Here is a 19,622-nt window from a genome sequence, read left to right on the forward strand (position 1 = left end):
TCATCGGCGGCAACCTAGGCGCTCCTCGCAGTGTAGGACAGCGCGTTCGTCGGCCCGGCCGGGACGGGAATACAGCCCCCACTCCCCGTCACCCCGGCGAAGGCCGGGGCCCATCCCTCCGCGCAACGCGAAATTCGGTGCTTGCACGACGATGGGCCTCGGCCTTCGCCGGGGTGACGATGGAGGTCTGGCGGAGCAATCGAGGTCCGGTCAGCCACGTCATGCCGACCAGACCCCGCGCCCTACAGGATGAACTTCGACAGGTCCGTATCCCGCGCGATGTCGCCCAGCTCGCGCTCGACATACGCCGCGTCGATCGTCACCGTCTCGCCGCCGCGCTCGCTCGCGTCGAAGCTGATGCCCTCGAGCAACTTCTCGCAGATCGTCTGGAGCCGCCGTGCGCCGATGTTCTCGACGGCGTCGTTGACCTGTGCCGCGGTCGCCGCGATCGCTTCGATCCCGTCGGCGGTGAAGTCGAGCGTGACCCCCTCGGTCGCGAGCAGCGCGGTATATTGCCGGATCAGCGACGCCTCGGTCTCGGTCAGGATGCGGACGAAATCATCCTTGGTCAGACCCTTCAGCTCGACGCGGATCGGCAGCCGCCCCTGCAGCTCGGGGAGCAGGTCGGACGGGCTCGAGACGTGGAACGCGCCACTGGCGATGAACAGCATATGGTCGGTCTTGACCGGGCCGTACTTGGTCGCAACCGTCGTGCCCTCGATCAGCGGCAGCAGGTCGCGCTGGACGCCTTCGCGGCTGACCGAGCCGCCACGGACGTCGCTGACCGCGATCTTGTCGATCTCGTCGAGGAAGACGATCCCGTTCTGCTCGGCCGACTTGACCGCCTCGCGGTTGATGTCGTCGCTGTCGAGGCGCTTGTCGCTCTCCTCGGCAAGCAAGACGTCCCACGCGGCTTCGACCGACATCTTCCGGCGCTTGGTCTTGCCCGACATCTTGCCGAACATCTCGCCGAGATTGATCATGCCGACCTGCCCAGGCTGCATGCCGGGCATCTCGAACGGCATGCCGCCCGAATCCTCGACCTCGATCTCGATCTCGCGGCCCTTGAGGTCGCCGTTGTAGAAGCGCTGCTTGAACGCCTGCCGGGTCGCCTCGCTCGCGTCCTTGCCGACGAGGACATCGAGCAGCCGCGATTCAGCAGCCGCCTCGGCCTTGTCGCGGACGCTGGCGCGCTTGCTCTCGCGGATCAGCCGGATCGATTCCTCGACGAGGTCGCGGACGATCGAGTCGACGTCGCGTCCGACGTAGCCGACCTCGGTGAACTTGGTCGCTTCAATCTTGAGGAAGGGCGCCTCGGCGAGCTTCGCCAGCCGGCGGCTGATCTCGGTCTTGCCGCACCCGGTCGGACCGATCATCAGGATGTTCTTCGGGCTAACCTCGTCGCGCAGGTCGTCGCCGAGGCGCTGCCGCCGCCAGCGGTTACGCAACGCGACCGCGACCGCGCGCTTCGCGTCGCCCTGGCCGACGATGTAGCGATCGAGCGCGGCAACCACCGCCGACGGGGTGAGGGTGTCGAACGCCGTCGGCGCTTCGTCGGGGCCGGGCACGGAGATTGGGGACATCACATTCATCCGATTGATTCCAAAGTGACATTGTCGTTGGTGTAGACGCAGACCTCGGCGGCGATCTTCATCGCCTTGCGGGCTATCGCCTCCGCATCGAGCTCGGTGTCGGCGAGCGCCCGCGCGGCGGCGAGCGCGTAATTGCCCCCCGATCCAATCGCCGCGACACCGAATTCGGGTTCGAGGACATCGCCCGTCCCGGTCAGGATCAGCGTCACGTCCTTGTCGGCGACGATCATCATCGCCTCGAGCCGCCGCAGGTAGCGATCGGTCCGCCAGTCCTTGGCGAGCTCGACCGCGGCGCGGGTCAGCTGCCCGGGGAAGCGGTCGAGTTTCGCCTCGAGGCGTTCGAACAAAGTGAAGGCGTCGGCGGTCGCGCCGGCGAACCCGCCGATGACGGCGCCGTCCTTGCCGAGCCGCCGGACCTTCTTCGCGTTCGACTTCATCACCGTCTGCCCGGCGGTGACCTGGCCGTCGCCGGCGATGACGACGCGGCCGTTCTTACGCACCGACACGATCGTCGTGCCGTGCCAGTCGGGAAATTCTGCCATGTGAGGGGAGTTACTTTCAAACAAATGGGGTGTGGTTATCCCCAATGTAGGAAGGCCGGAGGCGGCGGAAAGGGCCGCGTTATTAAGCGGCCCCCCGCCTTTCGGAATCGCTCGAAAAGCGTTACATCAAGTAAACGCCAAGAATCACCTCAGGAGACCACGCCATACCACCCCCCATGACCCGCCGTCCGCAGAATGCCCCGGTGCCGATGAACGGCCCGCGCTACGATGAATTCATCACCGTTCCCAAGGTCCGCGTGATCGACCAGGACGGCGAAAATCTCGGTGTTCTCTACACCAAGGAAGCGATCGCCACCGCGCACGAAGTCGGCTTGAACCTCGTCGAGGTTTCGCCGGGTGCCGACCCGCCGGTGTGCAAGATCCTCGATGTCGGCAAGTTCAAGTACGAGGCGCAGAAGAAGGCCGCTGCTGCCCGCAAGAACCAGAAGACGCAGGAGATCAAGGAGATCAAGATGCGTCCGAACATCGACGATCACGACTATGATACCAAGATGAAGGCGGTCCAGCGCTTCATCGAGGAAGGCGACAAGGTCAAGCTGACGCTGCGCTTCCGTGGCCGCGAGTTGAGCCACGGTGAACTCGGCCTGCGCCTGCTCGAGCGCGTCCGCGACGACGCGGTCGACTATGCCAAGGTCGAGCAGTTGCCGAAGATGGAAGGCCGGCAGATGCTGATGGTCATCGCCCCGCGGTGAAGCCGTTGCCGATCGTGCTCGGGCTGCTTGTCATTGCCGCCGCGACGACGGCGGTGGTCAGCGGCCCGCTCGGCTCGCATTCGCCCGAGCCGAGCTTCCCGGCACTGTCACGCCCAGTCGCGCCGATCGTCTCGCCGCGCTGGTCGACCGAAGACGAGCGCGAGCACCTCGGCGAGGCCGAGAAGGTTATCGCGGTGCTTGGCGACCTGAAGGGCATGACCGTTGCCGACGTCGGCGCGGGCGAGGGCTATTACGAACCGCATCTGTCGCGCGCGGTGGGCCCATCGGGGCGTGTCATCGCCGAGGACATCGACGACGCGACCGTGGCCAAGCTCGCGCGTCGGGTCAAGCCGCTCCATAATGTCACGACGACGATGGGCCGCGCCGACAATGTCGGGCTCGCACGGAGCAGCACCGACGTCGTCCTGATGGTCCATATGTACCACGAGATCACCCAGCCGTTCGCGTTGCTGTGGCGGGTCCGCGCGAGTCTCAAGCCCGGCGGGCGCGTCGCGATCGTCGATGCCGACCGGACGACGGGCGATCATGGTACGCCGCCCGCGCTGCTCGAATGCGAACTCGGCGCAATGGGTTTTGCCCGCGAATCGACCCACGCGATCGAGGATGGGATCTACCTCGCGGTCTTCGTCCCGCGCGCCGCGCCGAAGACGATCGTCCCCTGCCGCTAGCGCAACGGGCTGGGACCGTCCCGGCTTGGCCAGGCGCTCTGGCGGAGTCCTAGCTTCAGGTCGAGATCAGCGCATCGAGGACGAGCGCGCCGTAGGGGTAGGCGACAACCGGGTTGAGATCGACCTCGGTGATGCCCGGGGTTGCGCCGACGACACGGCCGAGCGCTTCGATGATCGCGGCGACCGCGTCGATGTCGCAGGCCGGCGCGCCGCGAAAACCGTCGAGGAGCGGCGCGAGGCGTAGCGTGCGGATCGCGGCGACGATCTCGGCGCGCGACAATCCCGGCGGCAGCAGCACGACGTCGTGGAGCAGTTCGGCCGCGACGCCGCCGAAGCCGACCAGCAGCGTCGGTCCCCATGCAGGATCGCGACGCGCGCCGACGATCAGCTCGACACCCTTCGCCGCCATCGCCTCGACGAGGACGCCGTCGAGGTCGAGCCCGGGGCGCGACGCGGCGAGGTTGGCGTGGAGCCGCTCCCATCCCGCCGCGACCGCCGCCGCATCGGCGAGGCCGATGATGACGCCACCGGCATCGCTCTTGTGCGGCAACGCGGCGGCCTGCGCCTTGAGGACGACGGGATAGCCGAGCCGGTCGGCGGCCGCGACCGCCGCCGCAACCGTCTGGGTCAGCTCGAACCCGGGAACATCGATTCCGTAGGGGCTGAGCAGTTCCTTGGCGCGATATTCGGGGACGATCGATCCGGCGGGCGGCAGGCCGGCAAGGCCTTCGCCACCGCCAACGGCTTGCACGACCGTCGCCGCGCAGCCGCCGATCCGCGCGAGCGCTCGGACCGCGCGCTCGGGCGTCGGCAAATACACGACCCCGAGCCCACGCAGCCGCGCGATATCGGATGGCGCGACCTCCCCGCCTTCGTCGACGCCCGCGACGATGACGGGCTTTGTCATGCCGCCAGCATCGAGCGCTTCGGCGACCGCAGCGAACTTGATCCCCGACGTCCCGGGTTCGGTCTGGATCAAGGTCACGAGGACGGTGTCGATGCGGTCGTCGCCGAGCAGCGCGGCGATCGTGCGCCCGTACAGGCCGGGGTCGATCAAACCCTGCGCGGTGATGTCGGTTGGGTTCGAGACGGGTACGAACGCGGGCAGTGCCGCGCGCAATGCGGGGCTGTCGGCGTCGCCGAGCGGCGGCAGGTCGAGCGCGACCGCTTCGGACAGGTCGAGCAGCATCGCCTTCAACGCCCCCGATTCAGCGACGATCCCGACACCGCCGCGCGGCAGATTGGCAAAGCGCACTGCGATCTCGGTGACGTCGCCAAGCTCCTCGAGCGACGCGACGACGATCACCCCCGCCGCCTCGGCATGGACCTTCATCACCGCATAGCTGCCCGCCATCGCCCCGGTATGGGTGGCGGCACTCGCCGCGCCCGCGTCGCTGCTGCCGGGGTGGAGGAGGACGATCGTCTTGCCCGCTGCCCTCGCGGCGCGGGCGGCGGCGAGGAAGGCAGCGGGGCGGCGAAAATGCTCGACGACCATCGCGATCACCGCCGTCTCGGGCGATGCAACGAGGTGTGCGAGATAATCCTCGACGCCACTGGCGGCCTCGTTGCCGGTCGAGATGTATGCGGACAGCGGCACGTCACGCGCGATGAACGTCGTCGCGAGGACCGCCGCCATCGCGCCCGACTGCGACACGATCCCGACCCGGCGCGGACCCACTGCGCGCGCCTCGGGCATGGTGATGAAGGTCAACGAGACGCGGGCGACGAAGTTGACGAGGCCGAGGCAATTCGGTCCCTCGACGACCATGCCCGCGTCACGCGCGATGCGGCCGATTTCCTCCTGGTCGGCGAGCCCCTGCGGTCCGTCCTCGGCAAAGCCCGCCGAGAACACGACCGCCGCACCGACGCTGCGGGCGGCGAGCCCGCGGATGACGTCGAGTACGCCGGCGCGCGGGATCGCGAGGACGGCGGCGTCGATCCCCGGTGGCAGGTCGTCGACGCTGGCAACGCAAGGCCGCCCACCGATCTCGCTGCGCTTCGGATTGACGAGGTGGATCGGCCCGGCAAAGCCCTGCCGCTCGAGATTGGCGAGGACCAACGCCCCGAGCGATCCCGGCTTGTCGGACGCGCCGACGATGACCACCGACCGCGGTCGAAGGAGCCGGTCGAGCGCGAGCGGAGCCTGCATGTCGTCGTGCTGCTGATCCACCGGCGCTCCCCATCACTCTATTTGTTTATGCACATAACATAAACTAGTCGTCGCTGCGCAAGCCCTGTGTCGCACAACCACCCGAGTCTCACGGCTCGACGGCGGCGGAGCGGCCGGCGCTGCACGATTTTCGGCAGGGGGACGATATCTTCCGCCCGGGATGAGGCAGCGGGGAGCACTGGCATCGCGGACCAAGAGCAGGTGCGCAGATCGCCGGCCGGGTCACCCGGAGTCGGCGGAGGGGAGCGCGTGTTGCCCACCTCCGCCACCGCGTACCGATTACGCCTTTTCGAGCATCGCGGTGATGTCGGTGATCGACGCCCCGGTCATTTCCTTGGCGACTTCGCCCGCGATCTTGCCCTCGGTGACCTTGTGCCAATGCTTGCGGAGTTCACCGAGCGTCTTCGGCGGCGCGACGACGACGAGCGCGTCGATCTCGCCTTCGAGCGCCATCTTGTTGAGCAGGCTGGCAACCGCCCCGGCGTGGCCGTCCTCGACCAGCTGGGCATCGTCGGGGTTTGCCGAACTGCTGTGATGACGTCCGCCCGAAGCGATATTGTCCTCGCCGACGCCGGGCGTCCCGATCGCGGTCAGCTTCGGCGCGCTATCGCTGCCGCCGTTACGGAACAGCGTCAGTTTTTCCCCGTCGGCGACAGCGACGATCGTACCATGAGCGAGAAGCATTATGTTTCCTTTGAAAGCTACAACCGATTGAACCATCGGCGACCGCGATTGGGGCCGAATCCGTTCGGACTTACCCCCAAAGGCTCGGCTCGGGCGGCCAGACGTCGGAGGCGTCGAAGCGCATCCCGGAAGCGCGATCCTCGATCAGGAGCGGGCCGTCGAGGTCGGCGTACATCCCCTGCATCGCCACGAAAAACGCCGGGGCGATGCCGAGCGAGGTCGACAACATGCACCCGGTCATCACACCGATGCCGCGCGCCTTGGCGGCGTGGACCAAAGCCAGTGCCTCGGTCAGCCCGCCCGCCTTGTCGAGCTTGATGTTGATGAAGCGGTAGCGGCCGACGACGGCGTCGAGGCTGGCGCGGTCGTGGACGCTTTCGTCGGCGCACAACGGCACCGGTGACCGGACCTTGTCGAGCAGGTGATCGGACCCGGCGGGAACGGGTTGTTCGATCAATTCGACGCGGAGGTCGGCCATTTGATGCGCGATCGCTTCGATATCGAGCGTTTCCCACGCTTCGTTAGCGTCGACGATCAGGCGAGCATCGGGCGCACCGCGCCGCACAGCGGCGACACGCGCGAGATCCCCGGAGGCACCGTCCGCGCCCGACAGCTTGATCTTGAGCAATTCGCGGTGCCCGGCGGCGCGCGCAGCGGCCTCCATCGCGCCCGGCTCGCCGAGGCTGATCGTATAGGCGGTGAGCAGCGGCCGGGGTTTCGGCAGACCGATCGTTTGCCACACCAGCGCGCCGCTGGCCTTGGCCTCGATGTCCCATAACGCGGCGTCGACCGCGTTTCGTGCCGCGCCGGGCGGCATCGCGGTGAGCAGGTCGGCGCGGGTCGCCCCCGACGCGATCAGCGGTGCCGCGCCCGCGACCTGCGCGAGGACCGAGTCGGCGCTCTCGCCACGGTAGTAGATCGCGGTCCCCTCGCCGCGCCCGATGTGCTCGCCATCGTCGATCTCGGCGACGACGACATCGACGAAGGTCTTCGCCCCGCGCGCGATGACGAAGGCCCCGCGGACCGGATAGCGTTCGATGCGGGCAGAGAGGCTGCGATTGGACATGGCCTCCCTTGCCGCTAAACCGGACGGCATGGAAGACGACAGCGAAGTCCAGCTCGATCCCGTCGCGACCGTCGCCCGGATCACCGCGCTCGAAATCCTTACCCGCCAGCTGATGGTCGTCCAGCTGCGCATCCTCGACGAGCTCGGCCAGATCGACCTGACCCCGGCGTATGTCCGCGAGCTGGCGACGATCTACACCGCCAAGGTCGACGAATCGAAGATCATCGAATCGTCATCGTCCGAGGTGAATTACGAGTTCAAGCTCAACGTCATCCACAACCTCGAGCGCTTTTTCGACGAGATCGCCGACCATCTGACGGCGAACCCGTAACCCTTAAGCGGCGCGCTTGAGCTTCGGCTGGCGCAGCGCCTCGAAGCTGGCGAACAGCGCGGCGAAATGGTCGTCCATCGTCCTGACCGGAGTTGTCGGGGGGACCAGCAGCGTTCCCGCCGCGCGGGCATCGACGAAGCGCCCGATCGCGTCGGCCGCGCTCGTGGCGTCACCCGAGGCGAAGATCGTCCCGCCCGACTGGCGCGCATGGTCGGCGGCGGCACCGCGATCCGGCGTGATCAGGTGGAGGCCCGACGCGCGCGCCTCGGCGGCGACGAGGCAGAAGGTTTCGGATTCGGAGCCGTGGATCAGCGCGTCGGCGCTCGCCATGAAGCGCGCCATTTCGGCGCGGTCCGACGTCCGGTCGGCGAGATGAATGTGCGGGTTGCCGCCGATCGTCCGGCGAATCTTGCCCGAATCGCGCCCCGAGCCGACGATAACGAGCCCGATCGGACGGTGGTACGCAGCCGACATCACTGCCTCGACGATCATCCGCCAGCGCTTCTCGGGCGCGTGCCGTCCGACGCCGAGCAGAAGCGTCGCATCGGGTCCGAGCTCGCATTGATGAAGCAGGCGGCGGCGCAGCGCCTCGTCGCGCAGCCCCGCCGAAAACACGTCGGGGTCGATCCCCATCGGATTGGTCACGACGCGACGCAGGCCACCCGCGGCGAGGCGGTCGGTCAGGCTGTCGCACGCGCTGACGACCATGTCGAAATGCTGGTCGAGGCGCAGCAGGTGCCGCCAGTACCAGTCGAAACCTTTGTCGACGACCGCCGGCGACGCCAGCCCTTCGAACCAGCGGTAGGCGAAGGCCGCGAGCGGGTCGGCATGCATGAACAATGATCGCGGTGCCGAACCCGGCCAGCGCGCGACCATCGATGCGCTCCGCCACGGCGACGACGCCTCGAGAATGTCGGGAGCTTCGGCGGTGATCGCGGCGTGCAGCGCGACCTCGTCGGCGAAATAGCGATAGTTGCGGTCGATCGGGAACAGCGGCCCCTGGAGCCAGACGATCTTCGCGCCTGGTCCGCGCTGCTCGACGCCGTTGGTCGCGCCCGGCGCGATGATCGTGACGTCGTGCCCGGCGGCGGGCCCGGCCGCGAGCTTGCGGTCGATATACGTCCGAACGCCGCCGCCGGTGGGCGTGTAGAAGGCGCAGACATCGACGATCTTCACTTGGCGTCCTCGAGCGGGCCGAACGAAAGCAGCCCATGGCGATAATTGAGCCGGATCGAGGCGCGCGTCACCCCCTGCCCGACCTCGACCTCGGACACGTCGGCGTGCGGCTTCGACAGGCCGAGGTGCGGGTTGCCGCCGAAGCCGATGCCGTCGGACGACAGCTTGAACTTCTTCGCGCCCGCGCGGTCGTGGATCAACGCGACCGACCATGTCCCGCTGTGCGGCGCGCGGACGCACAGCTCGACCGGCCCGGCGGCGGGGACGTCGATGGTCGTGCGGCGGAAGACTTTGCCGTCGCGAACGAGATCGCGGTCGTCGGCGAGAAATTCGGTGTCGTTCGGCGCATAGAGTTCGAGCCGCAGCTTGCCGGTGCGGTCCTTCAGCCCGGCGGCGGTGACGAGCAGCGCCGGACCCTTTTCATGCGCGTGGCACATGCCTTCGGCGATGCCGTAATCGGGCACCGGCGCGGTATCGGCGGCAGGGGTCGCGGCGAGGATGGCGGCGGCGAGCAGGGCGATCATGCCGGCTTCTCCAGCCCCAGCAGGTCGGACGCGACAAGCACGCCGCCGACCGCGACATGAACGATGATCAGCAGCCCGGCCATCATCGCCATCAACGGGGCGATGCCCGACGCAGTGCCGACGATCAACACCGCGACCCCGGCAAAGACCACGTCCTTGTTCGGCACCAGCGGCAGCCGCGAGATCAACAGCCGCAACGTCGTCAGCATCATCCAGTAGATGAACGGCACCGTCGGCAGGACGAGGCTCCACATCACCGCGAGCAGCGTCGCCGACCCGAGGACGCGGATCAACTGCATCGTGCCGACGAAGATCAGGTCGCGGCGTGGTAGGCTGAACACCCGCCCGCGCAGCAGCATGACGACGAGCGACGACACCAGCAGCACCGCGATCGAGGTGAACAGCGTCTTGCCGCTAAGCCCCATGTTGAGCTTTTCGAGCGTCGAATAAGCAAAGCTGAACATCACCAGCGTGACCGCGTTGCCGATCAGCGCCGACAGGATCGCGACGTCCTTGATCGCACCGAACGGCGCCCCGGTCCGGATCGCCCCGGCAGAGTCGCCGTCGAGCGTCGCGCGACGCCGCGCCCAGGTGTAAAAATAGATCTCGCCCGAATAGCCGAGCAGCACCTCGTTCGAGATGAACTTGCGAACCAGCGCCGGGAAGCCCGCGGGCGGGATGCCCCACAGGCGGCGGAAGATGATGAAATCGACCGTCGGCTGCGCGAGATATGCAGCGACGAAGACCAGCCAGAACAGCGGCGACGACGGCACCAGCGCCCAGATGCGGTGGAAGTCGGTCCCGCGAAATGTATTGAGGGCGACGCCGACGATCGCCAGCGATACCAGCGGGCCGACCCAGCGGAGGATCGACTGGCCGAGCGTGCGCGGCTCGGCCGTGGTCGCGCTCATCTGCGCAGCGGCGCTTGCCGAACCCGCCGGAGTTGCCCCCGCCGGGCTGAGTCGACCAAGGTCGTGCACCGCGTCTGTGTCCTCAAAGCCGTTTAAACTGCCCCTGTCGTGTCCGCTGTGCAATGTCATTGTGACCTTGGCGTGGCAAGGGAGGGGGGCGTGGCCAGCGATGTTGCCAAATCGTTACCATGCCCCGCAAGCTCGGCGTAGCGTCCCGGCCGATGCGACCGCGCAAAACGGCCGATAGTCGCGTCGATGCTGTTTAGAATCGACGGCTCGCGCGTGTCGCCCGGATGAACCGCGACGCGGATCACGCGCTGCCCGCCAAGCGCGGTTCGCGCCGCGCCCGCGACGAAGCGCGAGCTTAGCCGCCGCCAGCGTGACCGCGACGCCCAGGTGATGACGGGACCGCGGGTCAGCGCAGCGCCGTTGTCGGGGTTCCAGACGCGGAAGTGATCCTCGGCAAGCGCGAACCCGGCATCGGCGAGCGCGGCGCGGGTGCCATCACTGTATAGCCAAGCGGGAGCGATGAACCCCGCCGCCGGCCGGCCGGTGGCGTCCTCGACCACTGCGCGTGCGCGCGTCATCCGCTTCAGCGCTTCGGCGCGGTCGAGCGCGGCGAATTCGCCCTCGCCCGCCGTCATGTGGCGCGCAGCAAACCCCGCCGGAGCGGCGTCGCGGTGGCACCAGCCGTGAACGAACATCTCGACCCCGGCATCGGCCCAGTCGCGCAGCCGCCGGGCATAGGCCGGGGATGCGCTCAACGGGGCCTCACCCCAATGATCGGGCACGACGAGCATCGCGAAGCGCGGCCCGCCAAGCAGCCGCTCGAGCCGGGCGGCAAGCACATCGACCTCGCGCTCGAACTTCGGGCCGACGTCGTGGATCGAAGCGAGCAGCAACCGTTCGGTCATGATACCCATGCAGCGCATATATGGAGGCCCGACCGGGAATCGAACCCGGGTGCACGGATTTGCAGTCCGTTACGTCACCACTCCGCCATCGGGCCGGCGCTGGCCGCGGGGTGTAGCCATATCGCTTGGCGACTGCAACCGCGCCCGCTAGACGCATCGCACCAAGGGCCGGTCGCGGTGTTGCGTCGCAACTGTATTACCCCTATAACTCACCGAAGCGATACGGAGCGGCGTAAGCGGGATGATGTTCGAGACAATGCGCGAGGCAATGGTCGAAAGCCAGTTGCGCCCGACCGGGGTCAACGATCCGGTCGTGCTCGCGGCGATCCGCGCCGTGCCGCGCGAACGCTTCGTTCCCCCCGCCCGCACCGGGCTCGCCTACGCCGACACCGCGATCGAGATCGCGCCGGGGCGCTGGTTGCTCGAGCCGCTCGTTACCGGTCTGCTGCTGACGCACGCGCGGATCATGCCGAGCGACCGGGTGCTCATCGTCGGCGCGGGGACTGGCTACGCCGCCGCCATCATCCGCCATCTCAGCCGCCACGTCACCGCGGTCGAGGAGAACTCGGGCCTGGTGGCGGCGGCGCAGGCGAACGGCGTCGATGTCGTGACCGGGCCGCTCGCCGACGGCTGGGCGGCGCGCGCGCCGTACGACCTCATCTTCATCGACGGCGCGGCGGCGGTGCTCCCGTCCGCATTGCTCGCGCAGAGCGCCGACGACGGGCGGCTCGCGGCGGTGATCATCGGTGACGACGGGGTCGGCCGCGCGACGGTGGGGCGTGTCGCCGGGGGGCATTTTGCCGGCACCGGCTTCTTCGACACCGGCGCCGTTGCGTTGCCGGGCTTTGGCCGCGCGCCGAAATTCATATTTTAAGAGCGCTTGGGGGAATGGCCGGAATGACGCGTTTGACGGTGCTGGCCGTGGTCGCTGCCGCGGTTGGAGCCACGGGCTTCGCAGGGGCCGCCGCCGCCGATACGCTGCCCGATGCGCTTGCGGCGGCGTACGAGACCAACCCGCAGCTCACCGTCCAGCGCGCGATCGTCCGCCAGGCCGACGAAGGCGTCCCGCAGGCGCTCGCCAGCGGCCGTCCGACCGTCAGCGCGAGCGGTGTCGCGCAGCAGAGCGGCGATAATTTCACCAGCGACGGCGGGCGTTATTACAACGGCGCGCTCAGCCTCAACCAGTCGCTGTACCGCGGCGGCCGGACCCGGAGCGCGACGAGCGCCGCCGAGAACCGCATTCTTGCCGCGCGCGCCCGGCTTCGCGCGGTCGAGGACAATGTCCTGCTCGCGGTCGTCACCGCTTACGCCGACGTGCTGCGCTATGCGCAGGTGGTCGAATTGAACGAGAATCAGGTCAAGGTCCTCCAGCGCGAACTCCAGGCGAGCCGCGACCGCTTCGAGGTCGGCGACCTGACGCGGACCGACGTCGCGCAGTCGGACGCGCGGCTGGCAAACGCACAGTCGAACCTCGTCGTCGCGCGCGGCCAGCTCAACACCGCGAACAACGCGTATGTCCGCGTCGTCGGCCGCCCGCCGGTCGACCTCGCGCCGTTGCCGCCGCTGCCGCTCCTGCCCGGCACCGTCGGCCAGGCAACCGACCTCGCCAACGCCAACAACCCGTCGCTCGTCGCGGCCCGCTTCGACGAGGCGGCGGCGCGCTACGACGTCAGCACGATCGAACGCCAGCGACTGCCGACCCTCGATGCCGGGGGCGGGGTCAACTATACCTACACCCAGTCGGGCACGGCGGGCTTTACGACGACGGGGACCGGATCGACCGGCACCGGGTCGACCGGCTCGGGATCGACGGGGACCGGCTCGACCGGCGGCTCGTCGGTGGTCAGCGGCAACTTCCACGCTTTCCAGCAGACCGCCGGGCTGACGCTGACGGTGCCGCTGTACCAGGCGGGACTCAACGGCTCGCAGATCCGCGCGGCACAGTCGGTGCGGAGCCAGTATATGGAGCAGATCGGCTTTATCGGGCGCCAGGCGGTCGAGACCGCAAGCAACGCCTTCGTCTCGGTCGCGACCGCGCGCGCGGTGATCACCGCGTCGGAAAGCTCGGTCAAGGCGAACCAGCTCGCGCTCGAGGGTGTGACACAGGAAAATCAGGTCGGCACGCGCACCGTCCTCGAAGTCCTCAACGCCGAGCAGGAACTCGTCGTCGCCCGGGTCAATCTCGCCGCCGCGCGCCGGGACGAATATGTCGCTGGCTACACGCTGCTCGCTGCGGTCGGAGAGGCCGAGGCCGACCCGCTCGCGGTACCGGGCGAACATTACGACTCGACCGCGAATGCGAAGCGCGTCCGCCATAAGTGGGGCGATTACGACATCGACGACAACCCCGCGCCGCTGCCGCTGCCCGACCCTGTGGCCGCGTCGAAGTCGGTCGCGATCGGGCCGCCTCGGTGAGCCCCGAGGCCGAGCTGCCGCAGTCGATCGACGACATCATGGCGTCGATCCGCGCGAGCCTCGCCGACGATGGCCCCCCCGTCGTCCCGGCTCAGTCCGCGGCGGCCCGCCCGCCCGCGTTGCCGCCGGTCCCGTCGGTCGCCGATATTAGTGCGTCACTCGACGACGTCGTCCGCTCGATGGTCGGGCCGATGCTGCAGACGTGGCTCGACACCCACCTCCCCGAGATCGTCGAACGCGTGACGCACGAGGAAATCCGGCGGCTGACCGGGCGGACCGACTAGCTTCTGTTCGCAGCGTACCGATTGAGCCGAAACGGCGGCCCCGCGTTGGAAGCGTAACGGCGACCTGCTATATCAGGTGCAAGGAGACAGCGATGGCGACCAAGGCGGAGATCAAACCGACGCGACTGCCAACGCGAACCTACCGGCTCGCCGATGGCACGGTCGTCCGCAAGAAGGTCATCCAGTCAAATAGCCCGACGCTTGCCGAAGATATCCTGTCGGCTTTCCGTTCCAACGTCCGCACGATCCGCGCCGAACAGCGCAAGCGGGCGCGTGACGCCGCCGAATAGCACCGATCGGCCAATCCTGTGGCTCGTCGCGGGGCCGAACGGCAGCGGCAAGAGCTCGCTTTATAACAAATCCGACATCGCCGGGTGGAGTGGCGCGGTCTGGATCATCAATCCCGACCTGCTGACGGTGAGCATCGCCCAGGGCGAGTCGATGGCGCTGACCGCCGCCAACCTTGCCGCGGTCCAGCGCATCGAGGCGTGGCTCGAAACGTCGATCGACGTCTACCAGACGATCGGCGTCGAAACTGTCCTGTCCTCGCCCAAGTACCGCGCGCTCGTCGCCCGGGCACAGGACAATGGTTTCGATGTTCGGATGATCTACGTGCTGCTCAGCCGCGTCGACCTCCAGATCGAGCGCGTCCGCGTTCGCGTCCAGACCGGCGGGCACGACGTTCCCGAGGACAAGATCCGCGCGCGCCGGACGCGATCGTTTGAACAGCTGGCGTGGTTCGCGCGGCACGTCGACCAGCTGATTATCTTCGACAATTCAGCGGGCGAGCCCGAACTGATGGCGACCAAGACCAGTGATGCGGCGATCGTCTGGCACCGTCGCCCGGTAGCCGCGCTGCGCATCGAACTTAGCGCCGCCGGGCTCGAAGGCTTGCCGCCGCTGCGCTGATCCGCAAAAGACGCAGGCATGACCACCGAAACCAATCCCGATATCATCGACAAGACCTTCGACCCCGCCGAGATCGAGGCGCGGCTGTACGCGCATTGGGAGTCGACTGGTGCGTTCCGCCCGGCGCGGCCCGACGCGAAGCCGTTCACCATCGTCATCCCGCCGCCGAACGTCACCGGATCGCTCCACATCGGCCATGCGCTCGACAACACGCTCCAGGACGTGCTGATCCGCTACCACCGGCTCAAGGGGCGTGATGCGTTGTGGGTCGTCGGCACCGACCACGCCGGGATCGCGACGCAGATGGTCGTCGAGCGGACGATCGCGTCGCAGGGCCTCAAGCGCGCCGACATGAGCCGCGAGGCGTTCCTGTCGCACGTCTGGGAATGGAAAGCGCAATCGGGCGACACGATCACCCGCCAGCTCCGGCGGCTCGGCGCGAGCTGCGACTGGGCGCACGAGCGCTTCACGATGGACCCGGGATTTTCGGCGGCGGTGACCAAGGTCTTCGTCGACCTGTATAATCAGGGTTTGCTCTATCGCGACAAGCGGCTGGTCAACTGGGACCCCAAACTCCAGACCGCGATCAGCGACCTCGAGGTCGAATATCGCGAGATCGACGGGTCGATGTGGCACGTCCGCTATCCGCTCGAGGACGGCAGCGGCTACATCGCCGTTGCAACGACCCGGCCCGAGACGATCCTTGGCGACGGCGCGGTCGCGGTGAACCCCGACGACGACCGCTACCGCCACCTCGTCGGCACGCGCTGCCGCCTGCCGCTCGTCGACCGGCTGATCCCGATCATCGCCGACAGCTACGTCGAGACCGACTTCGGCAGCGGCGCGGTCAAGATCACCGCGGCGCACGACTTCAACGACTTCGCCGTCGCCGGACGCCACCCCGAGGCGAATATCCCGTTGATCAACCTGATGAACCCCGACGGGACGATGTCCGACGCCTGCCCCGACGGGTATCGCGGCCTGACCCGCGAGGAGGCGCGCAAAAAGGTCATCGCCGATTTCGACGCGCTCGGGCTGCTCGACAAGATCGAGCCGCACAAGCACCAGGTGCCGTACGGCGACCGTTCGGGCGTCGTCATCGAGCCGTATCTGACCGACCAATGGTATGTCGACGCGGCAACGCTGGCGAAGCCGGCGATCGAGGCGGTGCGGTCGGGCAAGACGAAGTTCGTGCCGGCGAATTGGGACAAGACGTATTTCAACTGGATGGACAATATCCAGCCGTGGTGCGTGTCGCGGCAGATCACGTGGGGACACCAGATTCCTGCGTGGTACGACTCACACGGCAAGGTCTACGTCGCGACGACCGAGGCCGAGGCGAAGGCGCTCGCTGGCCCCGACGCGGTGCTGACCCGAGACAACGACGTCCTCGACACGTGGTTCTCCTCCGCACTCTGGCCGTTCGGCACCCTCGGCTGGCCCGACCAAACCCCCGAACTCTCCCGCTATTACCCCGGCGACGTCCTCGTCACCGGGTTCGACATCATCTTCTTCTGGGTCGCGCGGATGATGATGCAGGGCATCCACTTCATGGGCGAGGTGCCGTTCGCCACGGTCTACTGCCACGGCCTCGTTCGCGATGCCAAGGGCGCGAAGATGTCGAAGTCGAAGGGCAACACCGTCGACCCGCTCGCGCTGATCGACCGGTACGGTGCCGATGCGCTGCGCTTCACGCTGACCGCGATGGAGAGCCAAGGGCGCGACATCAAGCTCGATGAGAAGCGCGTCGAGGGCTACCGCAACTTCGCCACCAAGCTGTGGAATGCCGCGCGCTTCTGCCAGTCGAACGGCATCGCCGCGTCGTCGTCGGGAACGCCCCCCGCCGCCACCGCCCCGGTCAACCGCTGGATCATCGGCGAAGTCGTCGCCACCGCCCGCGCGCTCGATAGCGCGATCGCCGCATTCCGCTTCGACGGCTATGCCGAGACCGCGTACCAATTCGTCTGGAGCCGCTTCTGCGACTGGTATCTCGAACTGACCAAACCGCTGCTGCAAACTGATACTGGAGCGCTTAACACTTCATTCGACTGGCAGTTGCGGGATGAGACACGCCTAGTCACCGGCTGGGCGCTCGACCAGATCCTCGTCATGCTCCACCCGGTCATGCCGTTCCTCACCGAGGAGCTTTGGCACAAGCTGGGCAGCCGCGATCACGACCTGATCCTCGCGGCGTGGCCGGTGACCGATGAGGGGGCGATCGATACCGATGTGGCGGTTGAGATCGATTGGTTGATCCGACTGGTGACCGCAGTGCGCTCCGCGCGGACGGAGTTGAATGTGCCGCCGGGCGTTCGGCTATTTTACACCATGACCGGGGAGACCGCCGCGCAGGAAGTTCGGCGCCTTCGCAATACGGCCGCGATTCAATGGTTTTCGCGCACCGCTCCTAACGAGGGCACGCCCGAGAGTGGTGGTGCAAAACTTCAGGTCATCCACGATGGCGCAACATTCTCGATAGATCTCGGTGATGCGATCGACATCGGTGCGGAGCGCGCCCGCCTCGAAAAGAACGCCGCCGCTGCGGAGAAGGAGCGCGATGCGCTGACCGGGCGGCTCGCCTCGCCCGGCTTTGTCGACAAGGCCAAGCCCGAGGCGGTCGACAAGGCGCGGTCCGACCTCGCAGCGCGTGGTGCAGAAGCTGAACGCCTCCGCGCGGCGCTAGCGCGGCTCGGCTGACGTCGCACACGTGCGCTCTGTACCCGATCGCACGGTCGCGGCGTTAACGGCGCAGGTCATCGCGACCAAGGAGATTCAACCATGGCATTCTTCAAGACCCTGACACTCGCCGCCGCAGCGGCCATCGCCTTCAGCGGCACCGCGAACGCCGGTGAGATGGTTCGTTCAGGAACGATCACGATCGACGAGGCGCAGTTCGGCTTCCTCATCGGCGGCAGCACCGGCGGCGGCGTCCTGCGCTTCCACGGCCATCGCTATTCGTTCAAGGTCGGCGGCGTCTCGATCGGGACGATCGGCGGCTCGAAGGTCAAGGGCTTTGGCACCGTCTACAACCTGCGCTCGATCGAGGATTTCGCCGGCACCTATTCGAAGCTCAACGCCAGCGCGACGCTGGTCGACGGGTCGGGCGCGCTCAAGCTCAAGAACGAGCATGACGTCGTCCTCGAGATCGACACGACGTCGAAGGGTCTTCAGCTCAGCGCCGGCGCGGGCGGGGTCAAGATCACGCTCAAGTAGAGCTTGCTCGCCGCTTCGGCGATCTACTGAGCAGAAACGTACGATCGTGCTAAACCAGCCCCTCGAACGAGGGGCTGGCAGCACAATGAATAAATACATACTCGGCGCGGTCGCGATGATCGTGCTGACCGGCGCGACCGGCAAGCCCGACACGCGGCTGCCATCGGCGACGATCACGATCGACGAGACGCAGTTCGGATTCCTGCTCGGCGGCAACGTCGGCGGCGGCAAACTTCAGTTCGGCGATAAATTCTACCCGTTCAAAGTCGGCGGCATCTCGGTCGGCGACATCGGCGTCTCGCACGTCCGCGGCTATGGGCAGGTGTTCAACCTGACCCGCGTCGCCGACTTTGCCGGGACTTACACCCGCGTCGCGGCGAGCGCGACGTTCGTCAGCGGCTCTGGCGCGCTGCAACTTCGCAACAAGCACGGGGTCGTGATCGAACTCGACACGACGTCGAAGGGCCTCCAGCTCAGCGCCGGGGCCGGCGGGGTCAAGATCACGATGCGGTAGCGAGAAAGGCGATCAACCCGCGTTCGGCCGCGCTGAGATAGCGCGTCGGACGCGGCAGCTTCGCTTCCACGACCTTATCCATCTGACCGTCGTTGACGAGCGCGATCAATGCCGGATGGACATAGCTCTTGCGGCTGATCGCCGGCGTGTTGCCAAGCGCCGCCGCGACGGGTTCGAGCATCTCCTTCAAGGTCGTGACACCATCGCGGATCGCGGTGAAGGCGATGACGCTCGCGCCCCATGTGCGGAAGTGCTTCGCCGAGAAGCCATCTCCCATCCCCTCGCGGATATAGGCGTTGACGTCGGACGAGCCGATGCGGTGCGGCTCGTCGTCATCGCCGACATATTGGAACAGCGCCTGTCCCGGCAGGTCGTGGCAGCGCCGGACGATCTTGGCGAGCGCCTCGTCGGCAATGACGACGCGCTGCATCTTGCCCGACTTGCCGCGATATTCGAGCCGGACCTTGTTGCCGCGAACCGCGCTATGTTCGTTGAGCAAGGTCGTCGCGCCATAGCTCTCGTTCTCGCTCGCATAGACGTCATTGCCGACCCGGACGTGCCCTGAATCGAGCAACCGGACGATCGCGGCGAGCACCTTGGACCGGCCGAGTCCGCGCTCGGCGATGTCGCGCTCGACGATCGCCCGAAGATGCGGCAGCGCCTCGCCGAACCCACCGCAGCGGTCGTATTTGTCGGCCTCGCGCTGCTGACGGAAGCTCTCGTGATAGCGGTATTGCTTGCGGCCCTTGGCGTCGTAGCCGACTGCCTGGAGGTGTCCCGACGGGTCCGGGCTGAACCACACGCGGGCGTAGGCCGGCGGCACGCCGAGCTTGTTGAGACGGTCGATCTCGTCTGCCGCAGTGATGCGGACCCCGTCGATGGCAAAATAATGCCAGTGTTTACCGCGCTTGCGCCTCGTAATGCCGGGTTCGCTGGTGTCGGTATAGTTGAGCACGCAGATCGAACGTTACGCGA

21 protein-coding genes and 1 tRNA gene are annotated in these 19,622 nt (G+C 67.3%); 11 read left to right on the forward strand and 11 right to left on the reverse strand.

The window, feature by feature from the left end; all coding sequences use genetic code 11:
- Positions 1-242 precede the first annotated feature (242 nt).
- Positions 243-1,583 carry an ATP-dependent protease ATPase subunit HslU gene (hslU, locus tag KTC28_RS03490; RefSeq protein WP_216709745.1) on the reverse strand — a complete coding sequence of 447 codons (1,341 nt, stop codon included), beginning with the start codon at positions 1,581-1,583 and terminating at the stop codon, positions 243-245.
- Positions 1,584-1,588: 5 nt separating this feature from the next.
- Positions 1,589-2,134, reverse strand: coding sequence for an ATP-dependent protease subunit HslV (gene hslV, locus KTC28_RS03495; protein ID WP_216709746.1), 546 nt, complete (start codon positions 2,132-2,134; stop codon positions 1,589-1,591).
- Between the two features lie 176 nt (positions 2,135-2,310).
- Between hslV and infC the strand changes: the two genes are divergently transcribed.
- Together infC and KTC28_RS03505 are read left to right on the forward strand one after the other, a co-directional pair.
- A complete protein-coding gene (gene infC, locus KTC28_RS03500) occupies positions 2,311-2,847 on the forward strand; it encodes a translation initiation factor IF-3 (protein ID WP_216709747.1) in 537 nt (178 codons plus the stop codon).
- Positions 2,844-3,536, forward strand: coding sequence for a class I SAM-dependent methyltransferase (locus KTC28_RS03505; protein WP_219776103.1), 693 nt, complete (start codon positions 2,844-2,846; stop codon positions 3,534-3,536). Before infC ends, KTC28_RS03505 begins: the two co-directional genes overlap by 4 nt.
- Before the next feature lie 55 nt (positions 3,537-3,591).
- On the opposite strand, the gene KTC28_RS03510 is transcribed toward KTC28_RS03505, so the two are convergent.
- From KTC28_RS03510 to dgcA, 3 genes are all read right to left on the reverse strand, one after another.
- The gene (locus KTC28_RS03510; RefSeq protein ID WP_216709821.1) at positions 3,592-5,685 is read right to left on the reverse strand and encodes an acetate--CoA ligase family protein; all 2,094 of its coding nucleotides are present in this window, start codon (positions 5,683-5,685) and stop codon (positions 3,592-3,594) included.
- A 300-nt stretch (positions 5,686-5,985) separates the two neighbouring features.
- Complete coding sequence (locus KTC28_RS03515) at positions 5,986-6,390, reverse strand: host attachment family protein (RefSeq protein WP_255602236.1); 405 nt, start codon at positions 6,388-6,390, stop codon at positions 5,986-5,988.
- A gap of 70 nt (positions 6,391-6,460) precedes the next feature.
- Positions 6,461-7,456 (reverse strand): N-acetyl-D-Glu racemase DgcA, encoded by a 996-nt coding sequence (gene dgcA / locus KTC28_RS03520; protein WP_216709750.1) that lies wholly within the window; start codon positions 7,454-7,456, stop codon positions 6,461-6,463.
- On the opposite strand from dgcA, the gene KTC28_RS03525 reads away from it, so the two are divergent.
- A complete protein-coding gene (locus tag KTC28_RS03525; protein ID WP_216709751.1) occupies positions 7,455-7,787 on the forward strand; it encodes a hypothetical protein in 333 nt (110 codons plus the stop codon). The two genes, dgcA and KTC28_RS03525, sit on opposite strands and share 2 nt — an antisense overlap.
- Positions 7,788-7,790: 3 nt before the next feature.
- Here the strand turns inward: KTC28_RS03525 and KTC28_RS03530 are convergent, their stop codons facing one another.
- From KTC28_RS03530 to KTC28_RS03550, 5 genes are all read right to left on the reverse strand, one after another.
- Positions 7,791-8,963, reverse strand: a complete 1,173-nt coding sequence (locus tag KTC28_RS03530) for a glycosyltransferase (RefSeq protein ID WP_216709752.1) — start codon at positions 8,961-8,963, stop codon at positions 7,791-7,793.
- Complete coding sequence (locus KTC28_RS03535; RefSeq protein ID WP_216709753.1) at positions 8,960-9,487, reverse strand: DUF2141 domain-containing protein; 528 nt, start codon at positions 9,485-9,487, stop codon at positions 8,960-8,962. The genes KTC28_RS03530 and KTC28_RS03535 overlap by 4 nt, the downstream gene beginning before the upstream one ends.
- Complete coding sequence (locus KTC28_RS03540; protein ID WP_255602237.1) at positions 9,484-10,398, reverse strand: hypothetical protein; 915 nt, start codon at positions 10,396-10,398, stop codon at positions 9,484-9,486. Before KTC28_RS03540 ends, KTC28_RS03535 begins: the two co-directional genes overlap by 4 nt.
- Positions 10,399-10,523: 125 nt before the next feature.
- On the reverse strand, positions 10,524-11,312 hold the full coding sequence (locus tag KTC28_RS03545; RefSeq protein ID WP_216709754.1) for a DUF2334 domain-containing protein: 789 nt from the start codon (positions 11,310-11,312) through the stop codon (positions 10,524-10,526).
- A 21-nt stretch (positions 11,313-11,333) separates the two neighbouring features.
- A tRNA-Cys gene (locus KTC28_RS03550) sits at positions 11,334-11,407 on the reverse strand.
- Between the two features lie 146 nt (positions 11,408-11,553).
- On the opposite strand from KTC28_RS03550, the gene KTC28_RS03555 reads away from it, so the two are divergent.
- The 8 genes from KTC28_RS03555 (at position 11,554) to KTC28_RS03585 (ending at position 18,647) form a co-directional block, all read left to right on the forward strand.
- Complete coding sequence (locus KTC28_RS03555; protein ID WP_216709755.1) at positions 11,554-12,186, forward strand: protein-L-isoaspartate O-methyltransferase family protein; 633 nt, start codon at positions 11,554-11,556, stop codon at positions 12,184-12,186.
- A gap of 23 nt (positions 12,187-12,209) precedes the next feature.
- Positions 12,210-13,727: a TolC family outer membrane protein gene (locus KTC28_RS03560; RefSeq protein ID WP_216709756.1), complete on the forward strand. Its 1,518-nt coding sequence runs from the start codon at positions 12,210-12,212 to the stop codon at positions 13,725-13,727.
- Complete coding sequence (locus KTC28_RS03565) at positions 13,724-14,011, forward strand: DUF2497 domain-containing protein (RefSeq protein ID WP_216709757.1); 288 nt, start codon at positions 13,724-13,726, stop codon at positions 14,009-14,011. The genes KTC28_RS03560 and KTC28_RS03565 overlap by 4 nt, the downstream gene beginning before the upstream one ends.
- A 92-nt stretch (positions 14,012-14,103) precedes the next feature.
- Positions 14,104-14,301: a hypothetical protein gene (locus KTC28_RS22675; RefSeq protein WP_226896165.1), complete on the forward strand. Its 198-nt coding sequence runs from the start codon at positions 14,104-14,106 to the stop codon at positions 14,299-14,301.
- Positions 14,285-14,920 (forward strand): ATPase, encoded by a 636-nt coding sequence (locus KTC28_RS03570; protein ID WP_255602238.1) that lies wholly within the window; start codon positions 14,285-14,287, stop codon positions 14,918-14,920. Before KTC28_RS22675 ends, KTC28_RS03570 begins: the two co-directional genes overlap by 17 nt.
- Positions 14,921-14,938: 18 nt before the next feature.
- Positions 14,939-17,617, forward strand: coding sequence for a valine--tRNA ligase (locus KTC28_RS03575; RefSeq protein WP_216709759.1), 2,679 nt, complete (start codon positions 14,939-14,941; stop codon positions 17,615-17,617).
- Positions 17,618-17,698: 81 nt separating this feature from the next.
- Positions 17,699-18,133 carry a hypothetical protein gene (locus tag KTC28_RS03580; RefSeq protein WP_216709760.1) on the forward strand — a complete coding sequence of 145 codons (435 nt, stop codon included), beginning with the start codon at positions 17,699-17,701 and terminating at the stop codon, positions 18,131-18,133.
- An 85-nt stretch (positions 18,134-18,218) separates the two neighbouring features.
- Positions 18,219-18,647, forward strand: coding sequence for a hypothetical protein (locus tag KTC28_RS03585; RefSeq protein WP_216709761.1), 429 nt, complete (start codon positions 18,219-18,221; stop codon positions 18,645-18,647).
- Here KTC28_RS03585 and KTC28_RS03590 read toward each other — a convergent pair.
- On the reverse strand, positions 18,634-19,602 hold the full coding sequence (locus KTC28_RS03590) for a DNA topoisomerase IB (protein WP_216709762.1): 969 nt from the start codon (positions 19,600-19,602) through the stop codon (positions 18,634-18,636). The genes KTC28_RS03585 and KTC28_RS03590 overlap by 14 nt on opposite strands.
- Positions 19,603-19,622 lie beyond the last annotated feature (20 nt).

The sequence above is a fragment of the Polymorphobacter megasporae genome (assembly GCF_018982885.2).
In the GTDB taxonomy this organism is placed as follows: domain Bacteria; phylum Pseudomonadota; class Alphaproteobacteria; order Sphingomonadales; family Sphingomonadaceae; genus Polymorphobacter_B; species Polymorphobacter_B megasporae.

Excerpts from the sequence above, each read along its gene's own strand:
- hslU (WP_216709745.1), bottom strand. The coding sequence starts at position 1,583 with ATGTCCCCAATCTCCGTGCCCGGCCCCGACGAAGCGCCGACGGCGTTC.
- hslV (WP_216709746.1), bottom strand. The coding sequence starts at position 2,134 with ATGGCAGAATTTCCCGACTGGCACGGCACGACGATCGTGTCGGTGCGT.
- infC (WP_216709747.1), top strand. The coding sequence starts at position 2,311 with ATGACCCGCCGTCCGCAGAATGCCCCGGTGCCGATGAACGGCCCGCGC.
- KTC28_RS03510 (WP_216709821.1), bottom strand. The coding sequence starts at position 5,685 with ATGCAGGCTCCGCTCGCGCTCGACCGGCTCCTTCGACCGCGGTCGGTG.
- KTC28_RS03515 (WP_255602236.1), bottom strand. The coding sequence starts at position 6,390 with ATGCTTCTCGCTCATGGTACGATCGTCGCTGTCGCCGACGGGGAAAAA.
- KTC28_RS03525 (WP_216709751.1), top strand. The coding sequence starts at position 7,455 with ATGGCCTCCCTTGCCGCTAAACCGGACGGCATGGAAGACGACAGCGAA.
- dgcA (WP_216709750.1), bottom strand. The coding sequence starts at position 7,456 with ATGTCCAATCGCAGCCTCTCTGCCCGCATCGAACGCTATCCGGTCCGC.
- KTC28_RS03535 (WP_216709753.1), bottom strand. The coding sequence starts at position 9,487 with ATGATCGCCCTGCTCGCCGCCGCCATCCTCGCCGCGACCCCTGCCGCC.
- KTC28_RS03540 (WP_255602237.1), bottom strand. The coding sequence starts at position 10,398 with ATGAGCGCGACCACGGCCGAGCCGCGCACGCTCGGCCAGTCGATCCTC.
- KTC28_RS03545 (WP_216709754.1), bottom strand. The coding sequence starts at position 11,312 with ATGACCGAACGGTTGCTGCTCGCTTCGATCCACGACGTCGGCCCGAAG.
- KTC28_RS03555 (WP_216709755.1), top strand. The coding sequence starts at position 11,554 with ATGATGTTCGAGACAATGCGCGAGGCAATGGTCGAAAGCCAGTTGCGC.
- KTC28_RS03560 (WP_216709756.1), top strand. The coding sequence starts at position 12,210 with ATGACGCGTTTGACGGTGCTGGCCGTGGTCGCTGCCGCGGTTGGAGCC.
- KTC28_RS22675 (WP_226896165.1), top strand. The coding sequence starts at position 14,104 with ATGGCGACCAAGGCGGAGATCAAACCGACGCGACTGCCAACGCGAACC.
- KTC28_RS03575 (WP_216709759.1), top strand. The coding sequence starts at position 14,939 with ATGACCACCGAAACCAATCCCGATATCATCGACAAGACCTTCGACCCC.
- KTC28_RS03580 (WP_216709760.1), top strand. The coding sequence starts at position 17,699 with ATGGCATTCTTCAAGACCCTGACACTCGCCGCCGCAGCGGCCATCGCC.
- KTC28_RS03585 (WP_216709761.1), top strand. The coding sequence starts at position 18,219 with ATGAATAAATACATACTCGGCGCGGTCGCGATGATCGTGCTGACCGGC.